The following is a 24592-nucleotide window of genomic DNA, read 5'->3' as shown; positions in this document are numbered from 1 at the left end:
GATGACAACGCAGCGCACCCGGTCGCTCGGGCGCCCGACCCTCGATGCGGTCGCGGCGCGTGCCGGCGTCGGTCGGGGCACGGTCTCCCGCGTGGTCAACGGCTCGCCCCAGGTCAGCCCGGAGGCCCGGGCCGCGGTCCAACAGGCCATCGCCGAGCTGGGGTACGTGCCGAACCGGGCCGCCCGTGCGCTCGTCACCCAGCGGACCGACTCCGTCGCGCTGGTGGTGTCCGAATCCGGCGAGCGGGTCTTCACCGAGCCGTTCTTCGCCGCGATCGTGCGGGGGATCAGCTCCGGGCTGCTGGAGACGCCGATGCAGCTCTGGCTGGCCATGGCCCAGTCTCCGGTGGAACGGGAGCGGGTCGAGCACCACCTCACCAACCAGCACGTCGACGGCGTACTGCTGTTGTCGTTGCACGACTCCGACCCGCTGCCGACGCTGCTGGAGGAGCGCGGCCTGCCCGCCGTGCTCGGCGGTCGGCCCGCCCGGATGCTGCAACCCGGCGCCCAACCGGCCTGGTTTGTCGACGTGGACAACGTTGGCGGGGCCCGGCAGGCGGTGGAGTACCTGGCGCGCCAGGGGCGGCGACGCATCGCCACCATCGCCGGAACGCAGGACATGGGCGTCGGCCTGGCCCGGTTGACCGGCTACACCGAGGCGGTCAAGGCCACCGGGGCCGGCGTCAACCCCGACCTGATCGCGTACGGCGACTTCAGTGAGGGCAGCGGCGCGGCCGCCATGCGTCGCCTGCTGGACGCCTGCCCGGACCTCGACGCGGTCTTCGTCGCCTCCGACCTCATGGCGTTCGGTGCGCTGCGTACCCTGCGCGAGGCCGGTCGCCGCGTGCCGCAGGACGTCGCAGTGATCGGCTTCGACGACGCGACGATCGCCCTACGGGCGGAGCCGCCGTTGACCACTGTCTTCCAGCCGGTGGAGGAGATGGGCCGGCAGATGGCCCGCCTGCTGGTGGCCCGGATCCGTGGCGAGGAGCTACCCGCCTCCCACATCCTGCTGGACACCCAACTGGTCCACCGAGCCTCCGCCTGACCCACACCCACCCCGCGTCACCTCGCGCCCGCGCCCGCGTCACCCGCGCCCGCGTCACCTCGCGTCCGCGTCCGCGTCACCTCGCGCCCGCGCCCGCGTCACCTCGCGCCCGCGCCCGCGTCACCTCGCGCCCGCGTCACCTCGCGCCCGCGCCCGCGTCACCTCGCGCCCGCGTCACCTCGCGCCCGCGTCACCTCGCGCCCGCGTCACCTCGCGCCCGCGCCCGCGCCCGCGCCCGCGCATAGCGCAAGATCGCGCTCGATCCTGGATGTAGTGGTCATCGTGCCTGAGGAGGCCACTACATCCAGGAAGTTGCGCGATCTTGTGCGGCCTGCGGCCTGCGGCCTGGGGCGTGCGGCCTGGGGCGTGCGGCCTGGGGCGTGCGGCGTGCGGCCTGCGGCATGGGGGCGTGCGGCGTGCGGCGTGTGGCTGCGGCGTGTGGCGTGCGGGGTGGGCGCGGCGTGCGGGGTGGGCGCGGGCGGCGGGGAAGTGCGGCGGCCAGGCGGGGTTACTGGGCCCAGCGGCGGAGTTCGCGCTTGGCCAGGGAGTTGCGGTGCACCTCGTCGGGACCGTCGGCCAGGCGCAGGGTGCGGGTTTGTGCCCAGAGGGCGGCCAGTGGGGTGTCCTGGCTGACACCGGCGCCGCCGTAGGCCTGGATGGCCTTGTCGATCACCCACTCCGCCATCGCCGGCGTGCCGATCTTGATGGCCTGGATCTCGGTGTGCGCGCCCTTGTTGCCGACGGTGTCCATCAGCCAGGCCGTCTTGAGTACCAGCAGCCGGGCCTGCTCGATGCGGACCCGGGACTCGGCGATCCACTCCCGGACAACGCCCTGCTCGGCCAGCGGTCGGCCGAACGCGATCCGCCCGAGCGCCCGCTTGCAGAGCAGCTCCAATGCCCGCTCGGCCATTCCGATCAATCGCATGCAGTGGTGGATCCGGCCCGGCCCCAGCCGGGCCTGGGCGATGGCGAAGCCGGTGCCCTCGGCGCCGATCAGATTCTCCGCGGGCACCCGGACGTCTGTGAAGTCGATCTCGGCGTGCCCGCCGTGCGAACCGTCGGTGTAGCCGAAGACGGTCATGCCCCGGCGCACGTTCACCCCGGGGGTGTCCCGGGGGACCAGCACCATGCTCTGCTGGCGGTGCCGGTCGGCGGTGGGGTCGGTCTTGCCCATCACGATGAAGATCTCGCAGCGAGGATCCATGGCCCCGGACGACCACCACTTCCGTCCGTTGATCACGTACTCGTCGCCGTCGCGGGTGATCCGGGTGGCGATGTTCGTGGCGTCGGAGGACGCGACATCCGGCTCGGTCATGCAGAACGCCGAGCGGATCTCACCCTCCAGCAGCGGCATCAGCCAGCGCTTCTGCTGCGCCTCCGAACCGAACTCGGCCAGCAGCTCCATGTTGCCGGTGTCCGGTGCCGCGCAGTTGACCGCCTCCGGCGCGAGGTGCGGGCTGCGCCCGGTCAGCTCGGCCAGGGGGGCGTACTGGAGGTTGGTCAGGCCGGCGCCGTAACGCGGGTCGGGCAGGAAGAGGTTCCACAGGCCGCGCTTGCGGGCTTCCGCCTTCAGCTCGGCCAACACCGGGGTACGCGACCACGGGTCCCCGGTGGCCACCTGCTCGGCGTGCACGGCCTCGGCCGGATAGACGTGCTCGGTCAGGAACCGGGTCAGCTCGGCGCGCAGCTCCTCGGTCCGGCTGTCGTATGAGAAGTCCATCACCGCTCCCTGGCGGCGGTCAGCCCGTGCGCGACCAGCGGTGCCACCATCTCGCCGATCCGGTCGAAGCCCTCGCCGAGCGTCTGCCCGAGCGTGTGGCGGTAGTGGATGCCCTCGCAGATGACAGCGAGCTTGAAACAGCCCAGAGCCACGTGCCAGTGCAGCGGCCCGACGTCGGCATCGCTGCGGCCGGCGTACCTGTCGATCAGCTCGCTGCCGGTGGGGAAGCCGGCGCGCGGGCCGAGCCCGTCGGCGACGGGGTTGCCGGCGGCGGTGTCGCTGCCGCCGAGCACGTCCCAGTAGGTGAGCAGCAGCCCCAGGTCGGCGAGGGGGTCGCCGAGGGTGGCCATCTCCCAGTCGAGCACCGCGTGCACGGCGACCGGGTCGGCCGAGGCGAGGAGGTTGTCCAGCCGGTAGTCGCCGTGCACGATCCGGCCGGCGTTCGCGCCCTCCGGGGCGGTCGCGGCGAGCAGGTCACGCAGTTCGTCGATGCCGGGCAGTGGGCGGCTGCGGGAGCGGTCGAGCTGCCCGGCCCAGCGGCGGACCTGCCGGGCGAGGTAGCCCTCGGGACGGCCGAAGTCAGCCAACCCGACGCTGGACGGGTCGACGCTGTGCAACGCGGCGAGCGTGTCCATCATCGCCATTGCCAGGGCCCGGCGGCGCTCGTCGCCCAGCGGGTCGGTCTGCGCGCGGGTGCGGAACACCTCGCCGGGCATCCGCTCCATCAGGTAGAAGGGCGCGCCGATCACCTCGGGGTCGGTGCAGAGCAGCAGCGCGCCCGGGACCGGCACCTCGGTCGGCGCCAGCGCCGAGATGACCCGGAACTCGCGCGCCATGTCGTGAGCGGTCGCCAGCACGTGCCCCAGCGGGGGACGGCGCAGCACCACCTCGCGGTCGCCGAGGCGCAGCAGGTAGGTGAGGTTGGACTTGCCGCCCGCTATCAGCTGGGCACGCAGCGCCCCGACGGCCAGCTCGGGTCGGTGCGTTGCCAGATGGTCGGCGAGTCGGTCCAGGTCCAGCCCTGCTGGGGAGGTCGGGACGGCCGCCGGCCGTGACGCATCGACGGCCGGATCACTCATCCGACTAGTTGATGGCAGCCCGTTCACGTTGTCAAGGTCAGATTCGTCGGATGCGTCGTCGGGAGGGCTTCGGTCGCTCGGACGTGGCGCCGCCGCCGGTTGAGCCGGCATGACGGACAATCTCCACCTTTCCGACAACTGCCTGGATATCGTCTTGAGGGCGGATCGCGGCGGCGGTCTTCGGAGCGACGGGGGTCAATCGTGGTGAAGGCGAGCAAGGGTACGACAACGGTCGGCGAGCTGTTGCTCAGCCGGCTCCACGACCTCGGAGTGCGCCATGTCTTCGGGTTGCCGGGGGACTACAACATGGATTTCCTCGATCAGATCGAGGCGTTCGACGGGATCGAGTGGGTCGGTAGCTGCAACGAGCTCAACGCCGGCTACAGCGCCGACGGGTACGCCCGCCTCGCGGGTGTGGCCGCGATCCTCACCACGTTCGGTCCCGGCGAGCTGTCGGCGGTCAACGCGCTGGCCGGGGCCATGGCGGAGTCGGTACCCATCGTCTCGATCGTCGGCGGTCCGACCGAAGAGATCATGCGGCAGCACACCTCCATGCACCACTCGCTCGCCGACGGCGACTTCGACCACTGGATACGGGTGGCGCGCGAGGTGACAGTCGCCCAGACCTCGCTGACCCCGCAGAACGCTGCGGGGGAGGTCGACCGGGTACTCACCGAGTGCTGGTCGCAGCAGCGCCCGGTATACATCCGGATACCCGGCGACGTGGCCCACGCCGAGGTCGCCGACCCCGGGAAACGGTTCACCAGGCCCGAGCCGGTGGTGGCGCCCGGGCAGCTCGACGCCTTCGCCGCGGCCGCCCGGCGACTGCTCGCCGGTGCCGAGCGGCCGGCCATGCTGGTGGGAAACCTGCCGATCCGCTTCACCCTCGGCGCGGCCGTCACCGCAATGGCCGCCGACCGAAACTGGCCGGTCGCCGCGCAGTCGCTGGGACGCGGACTGCTCGACGAGTCCGACCCCCACTACGTGGGCATCTACAACGGCGGCGACAGCCCCGATGAGGTTGCGGAGGTGGTGGAGGGCGCGGACGCCCTGGTCTGCGTGGGCACCACGTTCTTCGACTGGGACGGCCTGTTCACCGCCGACCTGAAGGTGGACCGGGTGATCAGCCTGCACCGGGACGCCGCCGTCGTCGCCGGCACCCGCTTCGCCCCGGTCGCGTTGCCGGCGGCGCTGCGGTGCCTGCACGAGATCGCCCCGAACCGTACGACGGAATGGTCACGCGCGCCGCTGCTGGCGGGCGACCCGCCCGTACTCGACCCGTCGAACAACGAACCGATCCGGCAGGCACGGCTCTGGCCGGCGATCCAGAGCATGCTGCGTGAGGGAGACATCTTCGTCCCGGAAACCGGCACCCCGTCCTTCGGTGCGGCGACGATGCGGCTGCCCGCCGGGGTCACCGTTGTGGAACCGCCCATCTGGGGCTCGATCGGCTACGCCACACCGGCCGCCTTCGGCGCCGCGGTGGCGGCACCGGATCGACGGACGGTGCTGATCACCGGCGACGGATCACTGCAACTGACAGTGCAGGAGATCAGCCGGATGCTCGCCACGAACCAACGCCCGATCATCGTCGTCGTCAACAATGGCGGCTACACCGTCGAACGGGCAGTCGACGGACGGCACCAGCCGTACAACGACATCGACAACTGGCGGTACACGGAACTCCCCGCAGTGTTCGCCCGGGACAGGACCTTCACCGCCCACGTCGCCCGGACCGAAGGCGAGCTGGCCGCCATCCTGGCCGGCATCGACGGACCACCGGCCCAGCTGACCCTCATCGAGGTGGAGACCGACCGGCTGGACCTGCCCGCCGGAATGCCCCAGTGGGGTCGGGAGACGTCCGCGGCGGACTACCACGCACAGCTGGCCTCCACACCGGTCCTGCCCCTGGGCGGGCTGCCCTGAGCGTCGGCGTCCGCTTCCTCACCTGCCGAAACCGCTCGGTCACCGACCGGTAAGTTTCCGCTCGGGACATGCCCCTGCAACAGGGACGAAATGGTCAACGACCAGGCTGGGGTCAGCCTGCCGGCCGCTCCTTCGCCGGCCCGCCGAGCGGAGGGACAGACATGTTGCTGCGAGTTCGGGTCACCCTGCCGGACCGTCCGGGCACCCTGGGTCAGGTTGCCCGTACCTTGGGCGTCTCCGGGGCGGACATCGTCCAGGTGGTGGTCCTCGAACGGCTCGGCGGGCGCGCGGTGGACGACTTCACTGTCGTCTGGCCGGGCGCGGCGCGGGTGGAGCGGCTGCTGGCCGGCCTCGCGGCGATACCGGGGGTGCGGGTGGACGGTGTGTGGCGGGCGATCGGCGCGCCCACCACCACAGGCCAGGACGCGGAGCTGTTGGCCCAGGTCGCGGCCAACCCGGCGGACGGGTTGGCCACCCTTGTCGACGCGGTGCCGGGGCTACTGGCCGCCGACTGGGCCGTGGGCGCCGTGGTGCCTGTCGACTGGGCCTCGCGGAGCGGGGGCGGCGGGGCGACGGTGGGGCACGCGAGCTGGCGTGCTCCCGTACCCCCGCGGTTGCCGGAGGTGACCCCGCTGCGCGGGCGGTCGATGACCACGCCCGACGGCACCCACCACGCGATCGCGCCGTTCGGCCGGGCGGGCCTGGTGCTGGTGGTGGCCCGCGAGCGTAGCGAGACCCTCTCCGCCGCGGCGTTCCACAGCACCGAGGTGGATCGGCTCACCCAGCTCGTCCGGGCCTGCGCGGTGATCCTCGGCGACCGACTGGACCTGGTCGGCGCACCACCGGTCAGCGCCAACCCCTGAGGCGCCACCCGTCGACCGGGCAGCCCGCGGAGGCCGGATTTGTTGATCTAGTCTCCTCGGGATGAACAAGTCCACTGATGAATATCGCGCGGAGACCGCCGCGGGCGGCCGGGCCCGGTCCGGTGCGCCGCAGGGCTACGAGGGGGACGCCAAGCTGCCGCACCCGCCGGCTGCCGCGCCGGTGCCCGGGCGGCGGCCGGGGATCCAGATGGCACCCACCTACGCGGACTTCGGCAGCGAGCCGCCCCGCCTCGGCAACGTCGAGATCACCGGCGTGCACCGGTCCTCGGCGGCGGACGACCACCTTTCGATTAACGTCGGCGGGTCGGTCGAGTTCGAGTTCGACGTACCCGACCCGGCCGTGGTCCGGGAGGCATGCGTCACCCTGATGGCGCTCGCGTCGATGCTGGCCGGGGGTCCCGGGTACGCCCCGCTCACCGTTGTCCTCAACGGCCGGCCGCTGGCAGACGAGTTCCGCATCCCGAACGGTGGTGGGCTTCCGCAACGGCTGGTCTTCGCGGTCCCGGCCGTGGAATTGGTCGCCGGCCGGAACACGATGCGGATCGCGAGCGGTGTCGACGCCCGGAGCATGCTGTGGCTCTACCGGGTCACTGTCGACCCGATGTACGCGCATGACCAGGCGGGCCTGGCCCTCGTCCGGCAGGCGATCGCGGAGCCGGTGCTGCGGTACACGAGTGCCGTCGGCGAGGTCACCATCTTCGTCGATCGGGGCGAGCAGTCCGTCCTCGACCAGGTGGCGTGGGCCGACACGTCCGGTGCCGAGTACGCGATCACGTTCGAGAAGCAACAGCAGGCCTTCTACGGCTGGCGGCGGCAGCCGGGTGGAGAGCCGACGGAGTTCCGCGGCCGGCTGACCGAGCGCGGCACCGTCGCCAAGGAGGCGCGGCGCTTCCACACCCAGGAGGGCTGGGCCGGCGGCTGGCACCGCTCGGGTGACCTGCTCCTCGCCGTGGGGGTACGCGACCACCCGCTCAGCAGGCTGGCCTGGCGGGACCTGCGCGGCAACAACGGCACGATCGCCTTGGGCGGCGGTGGGTTCCTGGGCACCTACCAGCGGGTCGGCGAGGGCCCCATCGGCTACCGCGGCCGTTTCGCGTAGCGGCGGATCCGGTGACCCGCCCGGCGGGGTCACGCTCCCGAGCGCAACCCGTCACCGCCGGGCAATCGGGCGGCAACAGCGGGGGACGAGGGTGGTACCCGGGGAAGGGAGCCAACCATGACGTTGTGGCGGATCCGAGCGACGGTGGACGACCGGCCGGGTTACCTGTCGGTGCTCACCGCGAGTCTCGCGCTGCGCGGGGTCAACATCCTCACCGTGCAGGTGCAGCCCACCGAGCAGGGCGCGGTGGACGATTTCCTGGTCGACGCGCCGGACGCGCTCGACGAGGCCGAGCTGATCGCCGCGGTCGAGCGTGGTCGGGGCCGGGACTGCTGGGTGGCGCGCAGCGAGGCGCGTGGTCTGGCCGACCAGCCCACCCGGGTGCTCGGGCTGGCCAACCGGCTGGTGCGTGACCCGGACGCGACGGGTGAGGCGTTGCGGACCCTGCTCGCCGCCGACGTCGTGAGCTGGCGACCCGCGTCGGTCGGCGGCGAACGAGGGATCACCGGGGCCGGCATGCTGTTGGCCGACCCGGCGGGCGGTTCGTTCGCGCTGCGCCGGGCCGCACCCGACTTCACCCCGGCGGAGTACGCGCGGGCGCAGGCCCTGGTCGAGCTGGCCGCCACCGTGGCGCGCCGGGCCGCCGAACAGGTCACAATGGTGCTGCCCGACGGCGCGGAGGTGGCCGTCCGGCCGGCCAGCGCCCACGATCTGCCCGGCGTGCTGGAGCTGCACGAGGCGTGCTCACCGCGTAGCCGGCAGCGGCGTTACCTGGGCGGGGCAGCGCTGCCGCAGCCGGCCCGCCTGCGTCGACTGCTGGAGCCGAGCCGAGGGCTGACGCTGATCGCTGGCACCACCGGCTCCGACGGTACGGCCGAGTCGGTGGTCGCCATGGCGAACCTGCTCGGCGAGGGCGACGAGGCCGAGGTGGCGCTGCTGGTGCGGGACGACTGGCAGCGGCGTGGGCTCGGCTCGGCGTTGCTGCGCCGGGTGGTCCAGCACGCCGACCGGTCCGGGTACGCGGCGCTGGTGCTGCACGTGCAGGCCACCAACGACCCGATGCTGCGTACGCTGCACCGGCTGGGTCGGCCCGCCGTGACGGAGCGCGACGGTGGGCTGCTCACCCTCACCGTCCCGCTCGCCGTCGCCTCCTCGGCGGAGCGCACTGGCGCGTTTGCCTAGGGCCCTGGTTGCGGTGCTCAGGTGGTGGGGTAGCTGGTGTAGTCGGGGAAGTTGCCGTAGAGCCGGCTGTCTCCGCCGACGGTGACGGCCTGCACCAGCAGGTCGCCGCCGACGAACGCGCCCTTCCAGGAGGCGCCCCGGCCGCCGAACGGTTCGTCCCGGTCACCGCGTGAGCGCGGTTTGTTGATGCCCACCTTGAACGCCTGAAGGTCGACGGCGAGCTTGCCGGCCTCGTCGGTGTCGTCGCAGGCCAGCGAGGCCACCAGCGCGCCGTTGGAGGCGTTCATGGCGGCCAGCAGCTCGTCGGTGGTGTCCACCACGACGATCGTGTCGACGGGACCGAACGGCTCGGCGTGCATCAGTCGGGACCGTCCGGGCGGGGCGAGCAGCACCGACGGCGCCACGTACGCCGAGGTGTCCTGCCCGGAGAGGAACGGCGCGCCGGTGAGCTTGCCGCGGTGCAGCGGGATCGCGCCGCCGCGGACCGCCTCGTCGACGGTGCGGCGTAGCTCGTCGGCCTTGGCGGCGCTGATCAGCGGCCCGAAGTCCAGCTCGGGCAGCGGGTCACCGGCGGCCCAGTCGTCGCCGACGGCGAGCGGGTGACCGAAGCGGACCGAGCGGACGACCGGCAGGTACATGTCGAGGAACTCGTCGACCAGGTCTCGCTGCACCACGAAGCGGGGGTACGCGGTGCAGCGTTGCTTGCCGTACTCGAAACCCTTCCTGAGGTGAGTGGCGAGCAGGTCCCACTGGGTGAAGTTCCAGATGCCCCAGGCGTTGAGACCCTCCTGTTCGATGAAGTGCCGCTTGTCGCTGTCGAGCAGCGCGGCGGCCACCTTGCCGCCGTTGGACCGGCCGCCGACGAAAGCCACAGCACCGATCTCGGGTGCCCGGACCAGCACCTCGGACAGTTCCCCGCCGCTGCCGGAGACGAGCGTGGCGGGCAGCCCGGCCCGGCGCATCAGCGCGTGCGCGACGGTCAGGCACACCGCGCCGCCCTGGGACGGGGTCTTGGCGATGACCGCGTTGCCGGCCAGGAGCTGGACCAGTTCGGCGTGCACCAGCACGCTCATCGGGTAGTTCCAGGACGCGATGTTGCTGACCGGGCCGGGCAGCGGTTCGCGGCCGTCGGCGAGCATCCGGTCGATCTCGTCGGCGTACCAGCGGACGCCGTCGAGCGCCCGGTCCACGTCGGCGCAGGCCAGCCGCCACGGCTTGCCGATCTCCCAGACCAGCAGCAGGGCGAGCAGGTCGCGGTGGGCGGTGAGCGAGTCCAGGGCTTCGGCGACCCGGGCCTTGCGGTCGGCCAGCGGGGTCCGGGCCCAGGCCCGGTGCGCGGCGGCGGCGTGGGTCACCGCGGCACGTGCGGTGGTCGCGTCGACCCGGGGCAGGTTGATGAGGACTGTGTTGTCCACCGGGGTGCGGACCGGGGCGGGTTGGCCGACCGCGCGCCATTCGCCCTCGATCAGGTTGTGCAGTGTGGTGACGCCGTCGACCTCGGCGCCGAACGCCTCCGGGGCGGCGGCCACCGCGCGGGCCAGGATGTCGGTCCAGGTGGTGCCGTCGGCGAGTCGTAGTGCCATCGCTTCTCCTCAGGGTTGACCAGGGAGCGGCGGCGTCGACGGCACCGCTGGTGAGCGGTACTGTCTCGCGCTTGGTAGTGGGTCAGCAACAGTACGTTTGTCTGGCTGGCCGACGAAGCGCTCGAACGGCGCGAAAACCGTCGCGGAAGCTACCGTCGTGAGCTGCGCAAACTCGATTCACAGATCGAAGACTGTCGATGGTGTGAGATGGTCCGCAATGGTTACTCGCGAGTACGGAAGCGGTGCCGCGCACGTAGGTCCTGGTTGCCAGGCTTCCCAACCAGCGAGCCGCCCATTACATTGTCGGTTATCCATGGGAGCGCTTCCATGGCCCATGGTCACACCGCCACCCCGCTGTCGCCGGTGGCCGTGCCGCCCGTACGCCGTCCCGCGTCGGTGCGACCGCCGGCGGCGCCTCCGACAGGAGTCCGCCATGCGCCACCTGACCCGGCCGTTCAGCGGCCAGCCCGGCCGGTCGCCGGCCGCCGACCAGCCCTGGCCGCGGCGGCTGCTGACCCTCGGCGTCGCGCTGCTCACCGGCGCGTCCCTCGCGGTGACCGCCCCACCGTCCGAGCCCGCCTCCGCCGCGCCCGCCGCGACCTACAACTACGCCGAGGCGTTGCAGAAGTCGCTGCTCTTCTACGAGGCGCAGCAGTCCGGTCGACTGCCAGACTGGAACCGGGTCTCCTGGCGCGGAGACAGCGCGCTCACCGACGGCGCCAGCGCGGGCGTGGACCTCACCGGCGGTTGGTACGACGCCGGCGACCACGTCAAGTTCGGTTTCCCGATGGCGTTCAGCGCCACAATGCTCGCCTGGGGCGCTGTCGAGTACCGCAGCGGCTACACCGCCTCCGGGCAACTGCCGCACCTGCTCAACAACCTGCGCTTCGTCAACGACTACTTCATCAAGGCGCACCCGTCGGCAAACGTCCTCTACGGACAGGTGGGCAAGGGCGACGACGACCACAAGTGGTGGGGTCCGGCCGAGGTGCTGCCGATGGCGCGGCCCGCGTACAAGATCGATGCCAGCTGTGGCGGCGCGGACCTGGCGGGGGAGACGGCGGCCGCGATGGCCGCCTCCTCGATGGTGTTCCGGCCCACCGACGCGGCCTACGCGGACAAGCTGCTCGGGCACGCCCGGCAGCTCTACACCTTCGCCGACACGGTGCGGAAGGCCTACCACGAGTGCATCACCGACGCCACCAGCTTCTACCGCTCGTGGAGCGGCTGGCAGGACGAGCTGGTCTGGGCCGCGATCTGGCTGCACCGCGCCACCGGCGAGGCCAGCTACCTGACCAAGGCCGAGAGTGAGTACGACAAGCTCGGCACCGAGAACCAGTCCACCACCCGCTCCTACAAGTGGACCATCGCCTGGGACAACAAGCAGTTCGGCGCGTACGTGCTGCTGGCCAACCTGACCGGCAAGCAGAAGTACGTCGACGACGCCAACCGGTGGCTGGACTACTGGACCGTCGGGGTGAACGGGCAGCGGGTGCCGTACTCGCCGGGCGGGATGGCGGTGCTCGACTCCTGGGGCGCGCTGCGCTACGCCGCGAACACCTCCTTCGCCGCGCTGGTCTACAGCGACAAGACCACCGACACCACCCGCAAGGCCCGCTATCACGACTTCGCCGTCCGGCAGATCAACTACGCGCTCGGCGACAACCCGCGCAACTCCAGCTACGTCATCGGGTTCGGCGCCAACTCGCCGAAGAACCCGCACCACCGCACCGCGCACGGTTCCTGGTGGGACAGCCAGACCGTGCCGGTGGAGACCCGGCACACCCTCTACGGCGCGCTGGTCGGCGGCCCGTCCTCGGCCAACGACGCGTACAGCGACAGCCGCTCGGACTACGTGATGAACGAGGTGGCCACCGACTACAACGCCGGCTTCACGTCCGCGCTGGTCCGGCTGACCTCCGAGTACGGCGGCACGCCGCTGGCGAACTTCCCGGTCGCCGAGACGCCGGACATCGACGAGCTGACAGTGGAGACCACTGTGACGCAGGCCGAACCTCGGGCCACCGGGCTCAAGGTGATGGTCTACAACAAGTCCGCGTTCCCGGCCCGCGCGCTGACCGACGGCCGGTTCCGGTACTACTTCCGGCCCGACGGCACCGGCCCGGTGCAGGTCACCGCCGGCTACACCCAGGGCTGCCCGTCCCCGACCACAGCCAAGCAGTACAGCGGTGACATCTGGTACGTCGAGGTGAACTGCGCCGGGTACACCATCGCCCCGGCGGGTCAGTCACAGCACCGGATGGAGGTCCAGTTCAAGGTCGGCGTGCCGGAGGGCGGCACCTGGGACCCGACAAACGACCCGTCGTACCAGGCCACCGCCGGGCCCAACCGGAAGGTGCCGCTCTACTCCGGCGCCACCCGGGTGTGGGGCGAGGAGCCGGGCCCGGTCGTACCGGACACCACCGCGCCGACCGTCCCCGGTACCCCGGTGGCGTCCAACCTCGGCCCCCGCACCGTCACCCTGACCTGGGCGCCGTCCACTGACAGCGGCGGCAGCGGCCTCGCCGGGTACGACGTCCGCGAGGTCCAGGTCAACAGCGACACGGTCCTGGTCCGGCCGGTCACCGGCACGACGTTGACCATCACGACGCTGCTGCCAGCGACGTCGTACGAGTTCACCGTCGTGGCCCGCGACGGGGCCGGCAACACGTCGGCCGCCTCACCGAAGCTCACGGTGACCACGCCGCCGGCCGGCACCGCCGACACCACAGCGCCGAGCACCCCCGGCACGCCGGTCGCCTCGGCCGTCACCGCCACCGGGCTCACACTGGCCTGGACCCCGTCGACCGACAACGTGGGCGTCACCGGCTACCGGGTCTATCGCGAGGCCGGCGCCACCGACGTGCTTGTCGGCTCGCCGACCGGCACCACCCAGGCGGTGTCCGGGCTGACCGCCTCGACGGCGTACCAGTTCTACGTGGTGGCAGTGGACGCGGCGGGCAACACCTCCGCGGCGTCCACGCCGGTCGCGGTGACCACCGCGGCGCCGCCGGTCGGTGGCACCTGCACTGTGGGGTACGCCACCACCGACTGGGGCGGCGGCTTCACCGCCAACGTGTCGATCACCAACACCGGCACCACAGCGATCAACGGTTGGACGGTGCGGTTCAGCTTCCCCGGTGGGCAGAGCGTCAGCCAGGGCTGGTCGGCGACGATCAGCCAGAGCGGCGCGGCGGTCACCGCCACGAACCTGTCCTACAACGGCACGATCGCGGCGGGCGCGTCGGTGAGCTTCGGCTTCAACGGCACGTACAGCGGCGCCAACCCGAAACCGACGGCCTTCACCGTCAACAACACACCCTGCACCATCGCCTGACCGGCACCGCGACGAGATCTTGGACAGTTACCGTTCCGCGCGGACGGTAACTGTCCAAGATCTGCACTGCCCGGCCCTCGCGGGCGGACTCGGGGGGATAGGTCGGCGGGATTTCGGGCAAGCCACGATCGTGCGGGAGTTGCTGACCGTCGGACACGGCGCTGCCGATCGGGGCCGGCTGGGAGAGTTGCTGACCGGGGCCGGGATCGCCCAGGTGGTGGACGTGCGGCGATACCCGGCCAGCCGCACCAACCCGGACGTCCGCCGCGAGGAGCTCGAACGGTGGCTGCCCGAGTGGGGCGTCGACTACCGCTGGGAGCCGCGACTGGGCGGACGACGGCACGTCCCCGCCGGGAAACCCGAGCCGGACACCTGGTGGACGGTCGCGGCGTTCCGGGCGTACGCCGCCCACACGCGGACGGCCGAGTTCGACGACGCGCTCGCCGAGGTGCTCGCCGGGGCGGATCGTCGGACCACCGCGGTCATGTGCAGCGAGAGCGTGTGGTGGCGCTGCCACCGCCGGCTGATCGCCGACGTCGCGACGCTGGGCAGCGGAGTCCCAGTGGCGCACCTGATGCCGGACGGCCGCCTCAGCCCGCACCGGCCGGCCGAGGGCGCCCGCCGACTGCCCGACGGCCACCTGCTGTGGGACGGCTGAGTCACTCCACCAGGTCGTCGGCGAGCAGATCCATCAACAGGCCGTCGTGCCAGCGGCCGTCCGCGCCGCGCTCATAGCGGCGCAGCACCCCCACCGGGCGAAAACCAACCTTCGCGTACGCCCGGATGGCGGCGCTGTTCGCCGCGGCCGGGTCGATGGTGAAGCGGTGGTGGCCGTACTCGTCGATCAAATGTCGGGCCAGGGTGCGGATGGCGTCGCCGCCGAGGCCGGCGCCACGCTCCGCCGGGTCGAGGAAGACGTCCAGGCTGGCGTGCCGGTAGTCAGGGTCCGCCTCGGCGTACCACTGGATCGCGCCGATCACCCGGCCGTCGTGCTCGATCGCGTACACGTGCAGGTCGTCGTCGGCGAGGTCGGCGCGCACGGAGTCGGCCAGGTCGTCGCCGCCCCGCCACCACCGGCGTACCTCCGGGTCGGCCCGGATCGCGGCGAGGGCCGGCACGTCCGCGACCGTCGCCGGTCGTAGTGTCACCACCCGCCCCCGCAGCACCGGCTCAGCCCCGGATCTCGCCGTGCTCGACGCAGACCGCCGACCAGCCCACCGGCAGCACCTGCACCTTCATCCGGCGACGGCAGCGGTGGCAGAACCGGGGTGGCTCCAACTGGCGGGCCGACGCGCAGGCGGGGTGGGCGGTGGCCGTCGCCGACTCACCGCACCTGTCGCACCACGCTTGCGTAGTCGTCATTGTCGTCACAGCGTGGCGGAGAGCGCCTTGACCGGCATCTTCAACTCGTCCAGCAGCTCCAGGTCGGCTGTTGCCGGTCGACCCAGCGTGGTCAGGTAGTTGCCGACGATCACCGCGTTGATGCCGCCGAGCAGACCGTCACGGGTGCCGAGGTCGCCGAGGGTGATCTCGCGACCACCGGCGTACCGCAGGATGGTGCGCGGCATGGCCAGCCGGAACGCGGCGATGGCCCGCAGCGCGTCCTTGCCCTCCACGACCGGGCGGTCACCGAGCGGGGTGCCGGGGCGCGGGTTGAGGAAGTTGAGCGGCACCTCGTGCGGGTTCAACTCGGCGAGCTGCGCGGCGAACTCGGCCCGCTGCTCGACGGTCTCACCGAGGCCGAGGATGCCACCGCAGCACACCTCCATGCCGGAGTCGCGCACCATCCGCAGGGTCTCCCAGCGCTCCTCCCACGAGTGCGTGGTGACCACGTTGGGGAAGTACGACTTGCAGGTTTCCAGATTGTGGTTGTAGCGGTGCACGCCCATGTCGACCAGGTCGTCGACCTGCTCCTTGGTGAGCATGCCCAGCGACGCGGCGACCTGGATGTCGACGGCCGCCTTGATGGCGGCGACGCCCTCGCGCATCTGCTTCATCAGCCGGGCGTCCGGACCGCGGACCGCAGCGACGATGCAGAACTCGGTCGCCCCGGTCGCGGCGGTCTGCTTCGCCGCCTCGACCAGCGACGGGATGTCCAGCCAGACCGAGCGCACCGGCGAGGTGAACAGGCCCGACTGCGAGCAGAAGTGGCAGTCTTCCGGGCAGCCGCCGGTCTTGAGCGAGACGATTCCCTCGACCTCGACCTCCGGGCCGCACCAGCGCATCCGCACGTCGTGAGCGAGCTGGAGGGCGGCGGGCAGGTGCTCGTCGGGCAGGTTCAGCACGGCGAGGATGCCGGCCTGATCGAGGCCGACACCGTCACCCAGGACCTGGGTCCGGGCCTGGTCGAGGATCTCTGGCATGGCTCGTACCCTACTAGGCCTGTGCCAAAGCCCCGGGCCGGCCAGGGGCTTCGAAACAGGCCCTGGACCACCCGATCAGCCCGAATGCCCTGGCAGCTCGTGGACAGCTCGCACCGAGTGGAATCGTCGGGCCGGTGGCGGCGGGTGGTAATTTCGCCCGGCGGGTGTCGGGCTGACCGGCACGCACAGCGGGGGAGGGTGACGGTGGCGGACTGGCTGGCGGCGCTCGACCGCCGCGCGGAGCTGCGGGCGAAGGCCGGGCTCACCAGGCGACTGCATCCGCGTCCGGCCGACGATCAGATGACCGATCTGGCCGGCAACGACTACCTCGGCCTGGCCACCCACCCGGACGTCATCGTCGCGGCCACGGCGGCCCTGTCGGCGTACGGGCTGGGGGCTACCGGGTCGCGACTGGTCCGGGGCTCCACCGACGCGCACCGGGCGCTGGAGGAGGACCTGGCCCGCTGGCTGGGCACCGACGGCGCTCTGGTCTTCTCCTCCGGCTACCTGGCCAACCTCGGCGCGCTGCGGGCGCTCGTCCAACCTCGGACGCTGCTCGTCTCCGACGCGCACAACCACGCGTCGCTGATCGACGGCTGCCGCATCTCCGGTGCGGAGACGGTGGTCACCCCGCACGCCGATGTCGATGCGGTAGCCGCCGCGCTCGCTGCCGCTCCCGGCCGCCCGGCGGTGGTGGTGACGGAGTCGGTCTTCTCGGTCGACGGTGATCTCGCCCCGCTGGCTCGGCTGCACGCCGTGGCCCGCCGTCACGGCGCGCTGCTGCTGGTCGACGATGCGCACGCGCTGGGACTGACCGGCCCGGCCGGCGCGGGCGCGGTGGCGGCCACCGGGCTGGCCGGCGAGCCGGACGTGGTGGTCACCGCCACCCTGTCCAAGGCGCTCGGTGGCGCGGGTGGCGTTGTCGCCGGCCCGGCCGAGTTCGTCAGGCATCTGGTCGAGACCGGGCGCACGTTCATCTTCGACACGGCACTGCCGCCGGCGGTCGCCGCCGGTGTGCACGCCGCGCTGCGGCTCGCCCAGGCCGGCGACGACCTGCGCGCCGAACTCTCCGACCGGGTGGGACTGGCTGTGGGTCGACTGCGGTCGGCCGGGCTGACCGTCTCCGCCCCGGACGCGGCGGTGATCTCGGTGACGGCCCCGGGGCCGGAGGCGGCGACCGCGTGGGCGGCGGACTGCCGGGACCGGGGCGTCGCGGTGGGCTGTTTCCGGCCACCATCCACCCCGGACAGCCGCTCCCGCCTGCGCCTGACGGTGAGCGCGGGGGTGCCCCGGAGGGCGTTCGAGCGGGCGCTGGACGTCATCGTGGACACCGCGCCGTGAGCGCGCGGAGCGAGCCGGCTCGGCGAGCCCCGCAGTCGCGAACCCAGGGGGCGTCATGACCGGGTGGGCGGGGTCGGTGCTGGTTACCGGAACGGACACCGAGGTCGGCAAGACGGTGGTGACAGCGGCGATCGCGGCCGCCGCGCAGGCCGCCGGGCTGCGGGTGGCGGTGGTCAAACCGGGTCAGACCGGTACGGCCGGCGGTGAGCCCGGCGACGTGGACGCGGTGAACCGGCTGGCTGCGCCGCTGACCGGTCGGACCCTTGCCAGCTACCCGGATCCGCTCGCCCCGTTGGCCGCAGCGCGGGTGGCCGACCTGCCGCCGCTGGAGTTGTACACGGCGGTGGACGCCGTCCGCGCGGAGGCCGACAAGCACGACCTCGTGCTGATCGAGGGCGCGGGCGGGTTGCTGGTTCCGATGGGGCTGCGGCCGTCGGGGGAGCCGTGGACGATGGCCGACCTGGCGGTGTCGCTCGGCGCGCCCGCTGTGGTGGTCGCCCGCGCCGGGTTGGGCACGCTCAACCACACCGCGTTGACCCTGGAGGCACTGGACCGTAGGGCGGTGCCGGCCGGTGTGGTGATCGGCGCCTGGCCGGCCCGGCCGGAGTTGGTGCACTGGACGAACCTCACCGATCTGGTGCCGAACCTTCTCGGCGCGCTGCCCGACGGCGCGGGCGCGATGGACCCGGGTGTGTTCCGGCGGTCCGCGCCGGGTTGGCTCACCCCGGCCCTGCACGGTGTGCTCGACGACTGGCGGGTCTGGGCCGAGGAGAGCGGCTGAACACCTGACTTTCGTCGGTGTCCGCGCAGGTCGGGCGTCGGTAGCCTGACCGCCGTGCGGATCCTCGACTTCCCGTCGCCGGGCTGGCTGCACCGGCGGCGTCGCCTGCTGCTGGACGTGCTGCTCTGGGCGGTGGTGGCCGCCCCGATCGGCTACGCCGACGCCAACCCGCCCTATTCGCGGTACACGGTGCCGCTTCTGGTCGGCAAGCTGCTGGTGCTCGGCGCGGCGGTGGTGGCGGGTCGACGTCAGCCGTTGGTCGCCCCGGTGCTGGCGGTGCTCGGGTCGTTGGTCGATGGCAACTTTATGTTCGCGATTCCGGTCTTCAGCTATCTCGCCGGGCGGCGTAGCGCCACCGCGGGTCCGGCGATCATGGTCTTCGTGCTGATCGTGGCCGGTGGCACGGCGCTCAACCTGGGGCTGCTCGGCGCCGGCGCGGCCACCTGGTTCCTGCTCGCCTCGGTGCTGCTCTTCGCCGCCGTGTTCCCCTGGTTGGTCGGCCGGTACCGCCGCCAGCAGCAGGAGTTGACCGACGCGGGTCGCCGGCACGTCGACGCGCTGACCCGCGAGCAGCGGGGCACCGCCGAGCGGACCCGATTGCGCGAGCGGGCTCGGATCGCCGGGGAGATGCACGACTCGCTCGGTCACGACCTCAGCCTGATCGCGTTGCGCGCCGCCGCCCTGGAGGTCGCCGCCGACCTGGACGACCGCCATCGGGCCGCGGCAGGGGAGTTGCGGGCCAGCGTCTCCGCCGCCACCGAGCGACTCCACGAGATCATCGGGGTGCTCCGCGAGGAGGCTGGCGCGTCGCTGCGTCCGAGCGGGGAGACCGTGGCCGACCTGGTCGACGGCGCCCGGGAGGCCGGGATGGCGGTACGGCTGGACACTGCCCCGGTGGTCGCGGACCTACCGCCGATGACCGGGCACGCGGCGCACCGGATCGTCCGGGAGGCGCTGACCAACGCGGCCCGGTACGCGCCGGGCGCCCCGGTCGACGTGCGCCTCACCCGCGACGGTGACCGGGTCGAGGTGACAGTCGTCAACGACGCGCCGCCGGCCGGGCCGCTGCCCGCCCCACCGTCGCAGGGCAGTGGGCTGCTCGCCCTCGCCGAGCGGGTCCGCCTCGCCGGCGGGACGCTCGACGCCGGCCACCGGGCCGACGGCGGGTTCGCGGTACGGGCGGTGTTGCCGGCCACCGCGGCACCGCCGGAGCCGATCGGGTCGGCGGCCGAGGCCGGGCTCGCGTCCTGGTCCGACGAGCGACAGGGTCCGGCGGAGCGGCCGGTGGACGCCGAGCGGCGGCTGCACGACGCCCGGCGGCGGGTCCGACGCAGCCTGCTGGTGGCGCTCGTCGCCCCGGTCGGTTTCGCAGTGGTGCTCTCGTTCGTCTACTACCCGGTGGCGACCGCCGGGACGGTGCTGGACCGGGCCACCTTCGACCAGTTGCGTGTCGGCGCGGCCCGGTCGGAGCTGGTCGGGCTGCCCCGGCGGCAGTTGGAACGCACAGCGGCGGTCGACCTGGCCGGCTGCGAGTACTACACCGACGGTAACTTTCCCCTCGCCGCGCCGACCTGGCGGCTCTGTTTCACCGACGGCCGGCTGGTCAGCAAGGAGTGGATCGCCTAGTGGACACCGACACGACGGGGACACCGCCGATCCGGGTGGTACTGGCCGACGACGAGGCGATGATCCGGGCCGGCGTCCGGGCCATCCTCGCCAGCGACCCGGGCATCGAGGTGGTCGCCGAGGCCGGCGACGGGCACGCGGCGGTGGAGTTGGTCCGGGCCCACCGACCCCGGGTCGCGCTGCTGGACATCCGGATGCCGCGGCTGGACGGGTTGGCCGCCGCCGCCGAGATCCGCCGGATCGTGCCGGACACCGCGACCATCATGCTGACAACGTTCGGCGAGGACGACCACGTGGCCCGGGCGCTCGGGCACGGTGCCAGCGGGTTCCTGCTCAAGGCCGGCGACCCGCGTGAGCTGATCGCCGGTGTGCACGCGGTCGCCGACGGTGGGGCGTACCTGTCGCCGAGGGTGGCCCGTCGGGTGATCGAGCTGGGGGCCGACCGGTTGGCCCGTCGACCCGCCGCCCGGGACCGTGCGGCCGGGCTGACCGAGCGGGAACGGGAGGTGCTGGCCCTGGTCGGGGCGGGCCTCTCCAATGCCGAGATCGCCCGCCGGCTGCACCTCGTGGAGGGCACCGTGAAGAGTTACCTGACCAGCATCTTCACCCGGCTGGACGTCCGCAACCGGGTGCAGGCGGCGATCCTGGCGTACGAGGCGGGATTGGTCGACGGCTGAGCGGGGGCCGGGTGGCCCCCGCTCAACCTGCACCTACTACGCGTCGCGGCGGCGCAGGGCGACTCGGCCCAGCAGTAGCGCGGCGGCGGCCCACCCGGCGAGCAGGAGCAGCCCGCCCAATGGCGGGTACGGCTCGGTGTCGCCGGCCAGGAAGTGCCCGCCGGCCACACCGGGGAACACGTCGGCGATCCGGTTCAGCACCTCGATGTCCGGCTCCTGTAGGGACAGCGGCACGATCATCAGGGTGGCGAGGAGCACGACGATGGTGAGCACCGCGCTGCGGAGCGCGGCACCGAGGCCCAGCGCGAGCACGCCGATCAGCGCCAGGTAGGTCGCCACCGCCACGATGTCGCCGATCGTGTCGATGACCGGAGCGCTGCCCCACTCGCCGAGCACCGGCCGGGCGACCAGGACACCGACGACGCCGAGCGGCAGCCCGAGCGCGAAGGTCACCGCCCCGGTGACGGCGGCCTTGGCCAGCAGCACCCGACCGCGCGACGGGGTGCACTGCAACGTCGTGCGGATGGTGCCACTGGTGAACTCGGCGGTGATCGCCAGCAGGCCCAACGCCAGCACCACGTACTGGGTCAGCTCGACCGAGTCGATCAGCACGCTGCCGACGGTGACGACGCCGGCGTCGTCGGCCGGGTCGTCGTTGGTGTTGCCGTTGGCGACGTAGATGGCCAGTTGGCCGGCGCTCGCCGCCATCACCACCAGGCCGGCCAGCGCCGTCCACCAGGTGCTCCGGACCGAGGCGAGCTTGGTCCACTCGGCGGCCACCGCACCCCGGAAGGCGGCCGCCGCACCGGCGGCCGGCGCGATGGCGGGGCGGGTGCCCGTGTCGGTCTGCGTGCTCATCGGTGCCCACCTTCGATCGGGCCGCCCGCGTACTCGACGCTGTCGGCGGTCAGCTCCATGAACGCCTGCTCCAGCGACGCGGCGTGTGCGCTCAGCTCGTGCAGTCGTACCCCCAGTTCGTGGGCCAGGTCGCCGACCTGGTCGGCGGTGGCGCCGACGACGGTCAGCTCGTTCCGGTCCGCCGCCTCCACTGTCGCGCCGGCGGCGGTGAGGCGCGCGGCGAGCGCGGCCAGTCCGTCCGGGTGTGGGCTGCGGACCCGGACCGCGACGGTGCTGCGGGCGATCACCTCGCCGATCGGCTCGTCGGCGAGCAGTCGCCCCCGGCCGATCACCACGAGCTGGTCGGCGGTGAGCTGCATCTCGCTCATCAGGTGGCTGGACACGAAGATCGTCCGCCCCTCGTCGGCCAGTGAGCGCATCAGCTGCCGCACCCAGCGCACCCCGTCCGGGTCGAGTCCGTTCACCGGCTCGTCGAACATCAGCACCGGTGGGTCGCCGAGCAGCGCGCCGGCGATGCCGAGCCGTTGGCCCATGCCGAGCGAGAGCGTCCGCCCCGGCTTGGCGGCGGCCCGCCCGTCCAGCCCGACGGTGTCCAACACCTCGTCGACCCGGCGGGTCGGGATGCCGTTGCTGTGCGCCATGGCCCGCAGGTGCGCCCGGCCGGACCGGGCCGGGTGGATGGCGCGGGCGTCGAGCAGCGCGCCCACCTCGTGCAGCGGCCGGCGCAACTCCCGGTACGCGCGCCCGCCCACCAGGGCCTGCCCGGCGGTCGGACGGTCCAGCCCGAGGATCATCCGCATGGTGGTGGACTTGCCGGCGCCGTTGGGGCCGAGAAAGCCGGTGACCCGGCCGGGCGCGATGTCGACTGTCAACGCGTCGACCGCGACGGTCGACCCGAACCGTTTCGTCAACCCACGTAATGTGATCATGCGCTGACGCTAGGCGAGCGAGCTGCCGCGCCGCCGCGCCCGAACGGCACCACCCACCCCTGACTTTCGTCAGGTCGGTGGCGGGCTGATCACCGTACGTACTGCTCCAGCAGCGCCGGGGTGAGCCCGGCCCGGTGGATCGCCTTCAACGCCGCGAGCAGGTCGTCCATCAGCGCCGGTCGGAAGTGCATCAGCAGCACGTCGCCGGGTTGGACCACCTTCTCCGGTGTCTGGTAGCGCACCTTCCCCTCGTGGACGGTCTCGGTCCAGTGGAAGACCGCCTTCGCGCCGCAGTCGTGCGCGGCCTTCAGCGTGGTGCTGTCATGCTCGCCGAACGGTGGCCGGAACAGGGTGGGCCGCTTGCCGAACAGCCCTTCCAGCTTGTCGGCGGCGCCGCAGATCTCCTGCTTCTGATAGTCGTACGACCGGCCGGCCAGCGAGTTGTGCCTGATGGTGTGGTTCTCCACGACCCCACCCACCGCCTCGATCTGCCGAAAGTAGTCGGTGTGCTCCGTCGCCGCCGGAGAGTTGAGGAACATCGTCACCGGGATGCGCGCCTCCCAGATGAAGTCGATCACCCCAGGCGGGCGGGCCAGCCCACCGTCGTCGATGGTGATGAAGGCGACCTTCTGGTCGGTCGGCAGGCGGTGCCAGAACGCGGCCGAACCGGTGGTGGGCAGCTCCACCGGTTGCGGCTGCGGCGCCTCGGGAAACGTCGGCACCTGGGACACGTACCAGGCCAGGCTCTTGAACGCGGGTTTCGCGGTCGGGGACGGCGAGACCGAGGGGGTCGGCACCGGCGCGGACGGAGTCGGCTGGAGCGCTGCGGCCTGCCGCGCGTGCGCCGAGTGGCTGGGACCGACTGTGCAGGCAGTCAACGCCAGCACTGCCAGAAGCGTTACGACGGCAGGGATCCGACGGGTGGGGATGGCTGACACGCCCGGAAACATACCGAGCGGATGTCAGGATCCGGTCAGCCCGGTGGCCTCGGGGAGGCGGCGCACCACGAACGCGTCCGGCATCCGGAAGGTGAGATTGTCCGGGCACCAGGGCGGACGGAGCACCGCCACCCCGTCCAGCAGCGGCGCGGCCTCGGCCACCACCACTGCCGCCTCCATCCGGGCCAACACGTCGCCGACGCAACGGTGCGCGCCCGCCCCGAACGCCAGGTGTCGGCGTGATCCACGCTGGCCCGGACGGAACTCGTCGGGCGACTCCACCACCGCCGGATCCCGACCGGCGCGGCCCAGCCACAGCACGAGGCTGCTGCCCGCCGGCACCTGCGTGCCGCCCAGCGTGCTCTCCGTCGTCGCCACCCGCCGCCAGGTGACGATCGGTGGTTCGAGCCGCAACCCCTCCTCGACCACGTCGGCCACCGCGACCTCGCCGCTGCGCAGGCCGGCCCGGACGACGGGCTCGTTGGCCAACCGGTGCAGTAGCAGTGTGAGGAACTGCGAGGTGGTCTCCTGCCCGGCCACCAACAGGAAGAAGAGCGCGCCGACCACCACGTCCGGCGGGTGCCCGGCCGCGCGTAGCTCCCCGGCCAGACCGCCCCCGACGGCCGCGAAGTCACGCAGTACGCGGTGGAACCGGCCTACCTCGGTGGCGAGCGCCACCTGCCGGTCGGAGTCCAGTGGTGCCCAGAACAGCTCCAGCGCGGCGCGGGCGAACTCCTTGACCGCGCCGACCGGCGCGTCCGGCAGCTCGACCAGCCGGGCCAGCACCAGCAGCGGCAGGTCGGCGGCGAGGTCCGCGTACAGGTCGACCGGCTCGCCGGCGTCGAGCGCGGCGTCGATCCGGGCGACCCGCTCCCGGACCAGCGAGGTGAGCCACTGCCGCTGCGCGGCCACCCGGGCGGGGTGCAACGCCTCCGCGACTATCGCCCGGATCTGCGGATGGCTGACGCCCGAGTTGTTCGCCAGGGTCGGCGGCAGCCGGAACCGGTGCCCGGCGAGCACCCGCAGCGCGGTCACCGGCATCGGCGTCACCGCGTCCAGCGCGTTGTCCGGCCGGTAGGTGACCGGGTCGGCGAGGACCTGGCGGACCAGCGCGTGCCGGGTCACGACCAGGTGGGTGCCGCCGACGTGGTCCGGCACCCGGGCCACGTCCGGCCATGCGGGGTCGGCCACCTGCGCCCAGCTGCGGAACAGCACCCGGAC

General features: G+C 72.6%; 21 protein-coding genes. 11 read left to right on the top strand and 10 right to left on the bottom strand.

Annotated elements, in window-relative coordinates; all coding sequences use genetic code 11:
• Window position 1: 1 nt before the first annotated feature.
• Window positions 2-1048: a LacI family DNA-binding transcriptional regulator gene (locus AB0K35_RS16240; protein WP_238671913.1), complete on the top strand. Its 1047-nt coding sequence runs from the start codon at window positions 2-4 to the stop codon at window positions 1046-1048.
• Between the two features lie 508 nt (window positions 1049-1556).
• Here the strand turns inward: AB0K35_RS16240 and AB0K35_RS16235 are convergent.
• Complete coding sequence (locus AB0K35_RS16235; RefSeq protein ID WP_357365256.1) at window positions 1557-2768, bottom strand: acyl-CoA dehydrogenase family protein; 1212 nt, start codon at window positions 2766-2768, stop codon at window positions 1557-1559.
• Window positions 2768-3847, bottom strand: coding sequence for a phosphotransferase family protein (locus tag AB0K35_RS16230; protein ID WP_363885935.1), 1080 nt, complete (start codon window positions 3845-3847; stop codon window positions 2768-2770). Before AB0K35_RS16230 ends, AB0K35_RS16235 begins: the two co-directional genes overlap by 1 nt.
• A 204-nt stretch (window positions 3848-4051) precedes the next feature.
• On the opposite strand from AB0K35_RS16230, the gene AB0K35_RS16225 reads away from it, so the two are divergent.
• The 4 genes from AB0K35_RS16225 (at window position 4052) to AB0K35_RS16210 (ending at window position 8938) form a co-directional block, all read left to right on the top strand.
• Window positions 4052-5773 carry a thiamine pyrophosphate-binding protein gene (locus AB0K35_RS16225; protein WP_363885933.1) on the top strand — a complete coding sequence of 574 codons (1722 nt, stop codon included), beginning with the start codon at window positions 4052-4054 and terminating at the stop codon, window positions 5771-5773.
• Between the two features lie 161 nt (window positions 5774-5934).
• Entirely contained in the window at window positions 5935-6636 is a 702-nt protein-coding gene (locus AB0K35_RS16220) for an amino acid-binding protein (RefSeq protein WP_238671917.1), read from the top strand.
• 61 nt (window positions 6637-6697) lie between these two features.
• Window positions 6698-7756, top strand: coding sequence for a hypothetical protein (locus tag AB0K35_RS16215; RefSeq protein ID WP_363885931.1), 1059 nt, complete (start codon window positions 6698-6700; stop codon window positions 7754-7756).
• A 117-nt stretch (window positions 7757-7873) separates the two neighbouring features.
• Entirely contained in the window at window positions 7874-8938 is a 1065-nt protein-coding gene (locus tag AB0K35_RS16210; protein WP_238671919.1) for a GNAT family N-acetyltransferase, read from the top strand.
• Window positions 8939-8955: 17 nt separating this feature from the next.
• Here the strand turns inward: AB0K35_RS16210 and AB0K35_RS16205 are convergent, their stop codons facing one another.
• The gene (locus AB0K35_RS16205; RefSeq protein ID WP_363885929.1) at window positions 8956-10521 is read right to left on the bottom strand and encodes an aldehyde dehydrogenase family protein; all 1566 of its coding nucleotides are present in this window, start codon (window positions 10519-10521) and stop codon (window positions 8956-8958) included.
• Window positions 10522-10954: 433 nt separating this feature from the next.
• Between AB0K35_RS16205 and AB0K35_RS16200 the strand changes: the two genes are divergently transcribed.
• Window positions 10955-13858 carry a glycoside hydrolase family 9 protein gene (locus AB0K35_RS16200; protein ID WP_238671921.1) on the top strand — a complete coding sequence of 968 codons (2904 nt, stop codon included), beginning with the start codon at window positions 10955-10957 and terminating at the stop codon, window positions 13856-13858.
• Window positions 13859-13988: 130 nt separating this feature from the next.
• Window positions 13989-14516 (top strand): DUF488 domain-containing protein, encoded by a 528-nt coding sequence (locus AB0K35_RS16195; protein ID WP_238671922.1) that lies wholly within the window; start codon window positions 13989-13991, stop codon window positions 14514-14516.
• A gap of 1 nt (window position 14517) precedes the next feature.
• Here AB0K35_RS16195 and AB0K35_RS16190 read toward each other — a convergent pair whose 3' ends face one another.
• Genes AB0K35_RS16190 through bioB form a run of 3 tightly spaced genes read right to left on the bottom strand, consistent with a single transcriptional unit; the run spans window position 14518 to window position 16221 of the window.
• Window positions 14518-15024, bottom strand: coding sequence for a GNAT family protein (locus AB0K35_RS16190; protein WP_238671923.1), 507 nt, complete (start codon window positions 15022-15024; stop codon window positions 14518-14520).
• A 4-nt stretch (window positions 15025-15028) separates the two neighbouring features.
• Window positions 15029-15220 carry a DUF2321 domain-containing protein gene (locus AB0K35_RS16185; RefSeq protein WP_238671924.1) on the bottom strand — a complete coding sequence of 64 codons (192 nt, stop codon included), beginning with the start codon at window positions 15218-15220 and terminating at the stop codon, window positions 15029-15031.
• Window positions 15221-15225: 5 nt separating this feature from the next.
• The gene (gene bioB / locus AB0K35_RS16180) at window positions 15226-16221 is read right to left on the bottom strand and encodes a biotin synthase BioB (RefSeq protein WP_124819840.1); all 996 of its coding nucleotides are present in this window, start codon (window positions 16219-16221) and stop codon (window positions 15226-15228) included.
• Between the two features lie 204 nt (window positions 16222-16425).
• Here bioB and AB0K35_RS16175 point away from each other — a divergent pair, with 204 nt between their 5' ends.
• The 4 genes from AB0K35_RS16175 to AB0K35_RS16160 are packed head-to-tail and all read left to right on the top strand — an operon-like array spanning window position 16426 to window position 20646.
• The gene (locus AB0K35_RS16175; RefSeq protein WP_238671925.1) at window positions 16426-17562 is read left to right on the top strand and encodes an 8-amino-7-oxononanoate synthase; all 1137 of its coding nucleotides are present in this window, start codon (window positions 16426-16428) and stop codon (window positions 17560-17562) included.
• A gap of 55 nt (window positions 17563-17617) precedes the next feature.
• Window positions 17618-18343, top strand: coding sequence for a dethiobiotin synthase (bioD, locus tag AB0K35_RS16170; protein ID WP_238671926.1), 726 nt, complete (start codon window positions 17618-17620; stop codon window positions 18341-18343).
• Between the two features lie 54 nt (window positions 18344-18397).
• On the top strand, window positions 18398-19969 hold the full coding sequence (locus tag AB0K35_RS16165; RefSeq protein WP_238671927.1) for a histidine kinase: 1572 nt from the start codon (window positions 18398-18400) through the stop codon (window positions 19967-19969).
• Window positions 19969-20646 carry a response regulator transcription factor gene (locus tag AB0K35_RS16160; RefSeq protein WP_308193579.1) on the top strand — a complete coding sequence of 226 codons (678 nt, stop codon included), beginning with the start codon at window positions 19969-19971 and terminating at the stop codon, window positions 20644-20646. Before AB0K35_RS16165 ends, AB0K35_RS16160 begins: the two co-directional genes overlap by 1 nt.
• A 36-nt stretch (window positions 20647-20682) precedes the next feature.
• On the opposite strand, the gene AB0K35_RS16155 is transcribed toward AB0K35_RS16160, so the two are convergent.
• The 4 genes from AB0K35_RS16155 to AB0K35_RS16140 form a co-directional block, all read right to left on the bottom strand.
• Window positions 20683-21504 (bottom strand): ABC transporter permease, encoded by an 822-nt coding sequence (locus AB0K35_RS16155; RefSeq protein ID WP_238671928.1) that lies wholly within the window; start codon window positions 21502-21504, stop codon window positions 20683-20685.
• Window positions 21501-22433 carry an ATP-binding cassette domain-containing protein gene (locus AB0K35_RS16150; protein WP_363885924.1) on the bottom strand — a complete coding sequence of 311 codons (933 nt, stop codon included), beginning with the start codon at window positions 22431-22433 and terminating at the stop codon, window positions 21501-21503. Before AB0K35_RS16150 ends, AB0K35_RS16155 begins: the two co-directional genes overlap by 4 nt.
• Before the next feature lie 89 nt (window positions 22434-22522).
• Window positions 22523-23371: a polysaccharide deacetylase family protein gene (locus AB0K35_RS16145; RefSeq protein WP_363885922.1), complete on the bottom strand. Its 849-nt coding sequence runs from the start codon at window positions 23369-23371 to the stop codon at window positions 22523-22525.
• Between the two features lie 24 nt (window positions 23372-23395).
• On the bottom strand, window positions 23396-24586 hold the full coding sequence (locus AB0K35_RS16140; protein WP_238671931.1) for a cytochrome P450: 1191 nt from the start codon (window positions 24584-24586) through the stop codon (window positions 23396-23398).
• Between the last annotated feature and the right edge of the window lie 6 nt (window positions 24587-24592).

The organism is Micromonospora sp. NPDC053740 (assembly GCF_040677775.1).
GTDB lineage: Bacteria > Actinomycetota > Actinomycetes > Mycobacteriales > Micromonosporaceae > Micromonospora > Micromonospora alfalfae.
This window is presented reverse-complemented; position numbering and strand designations above follow the sequence as displayed.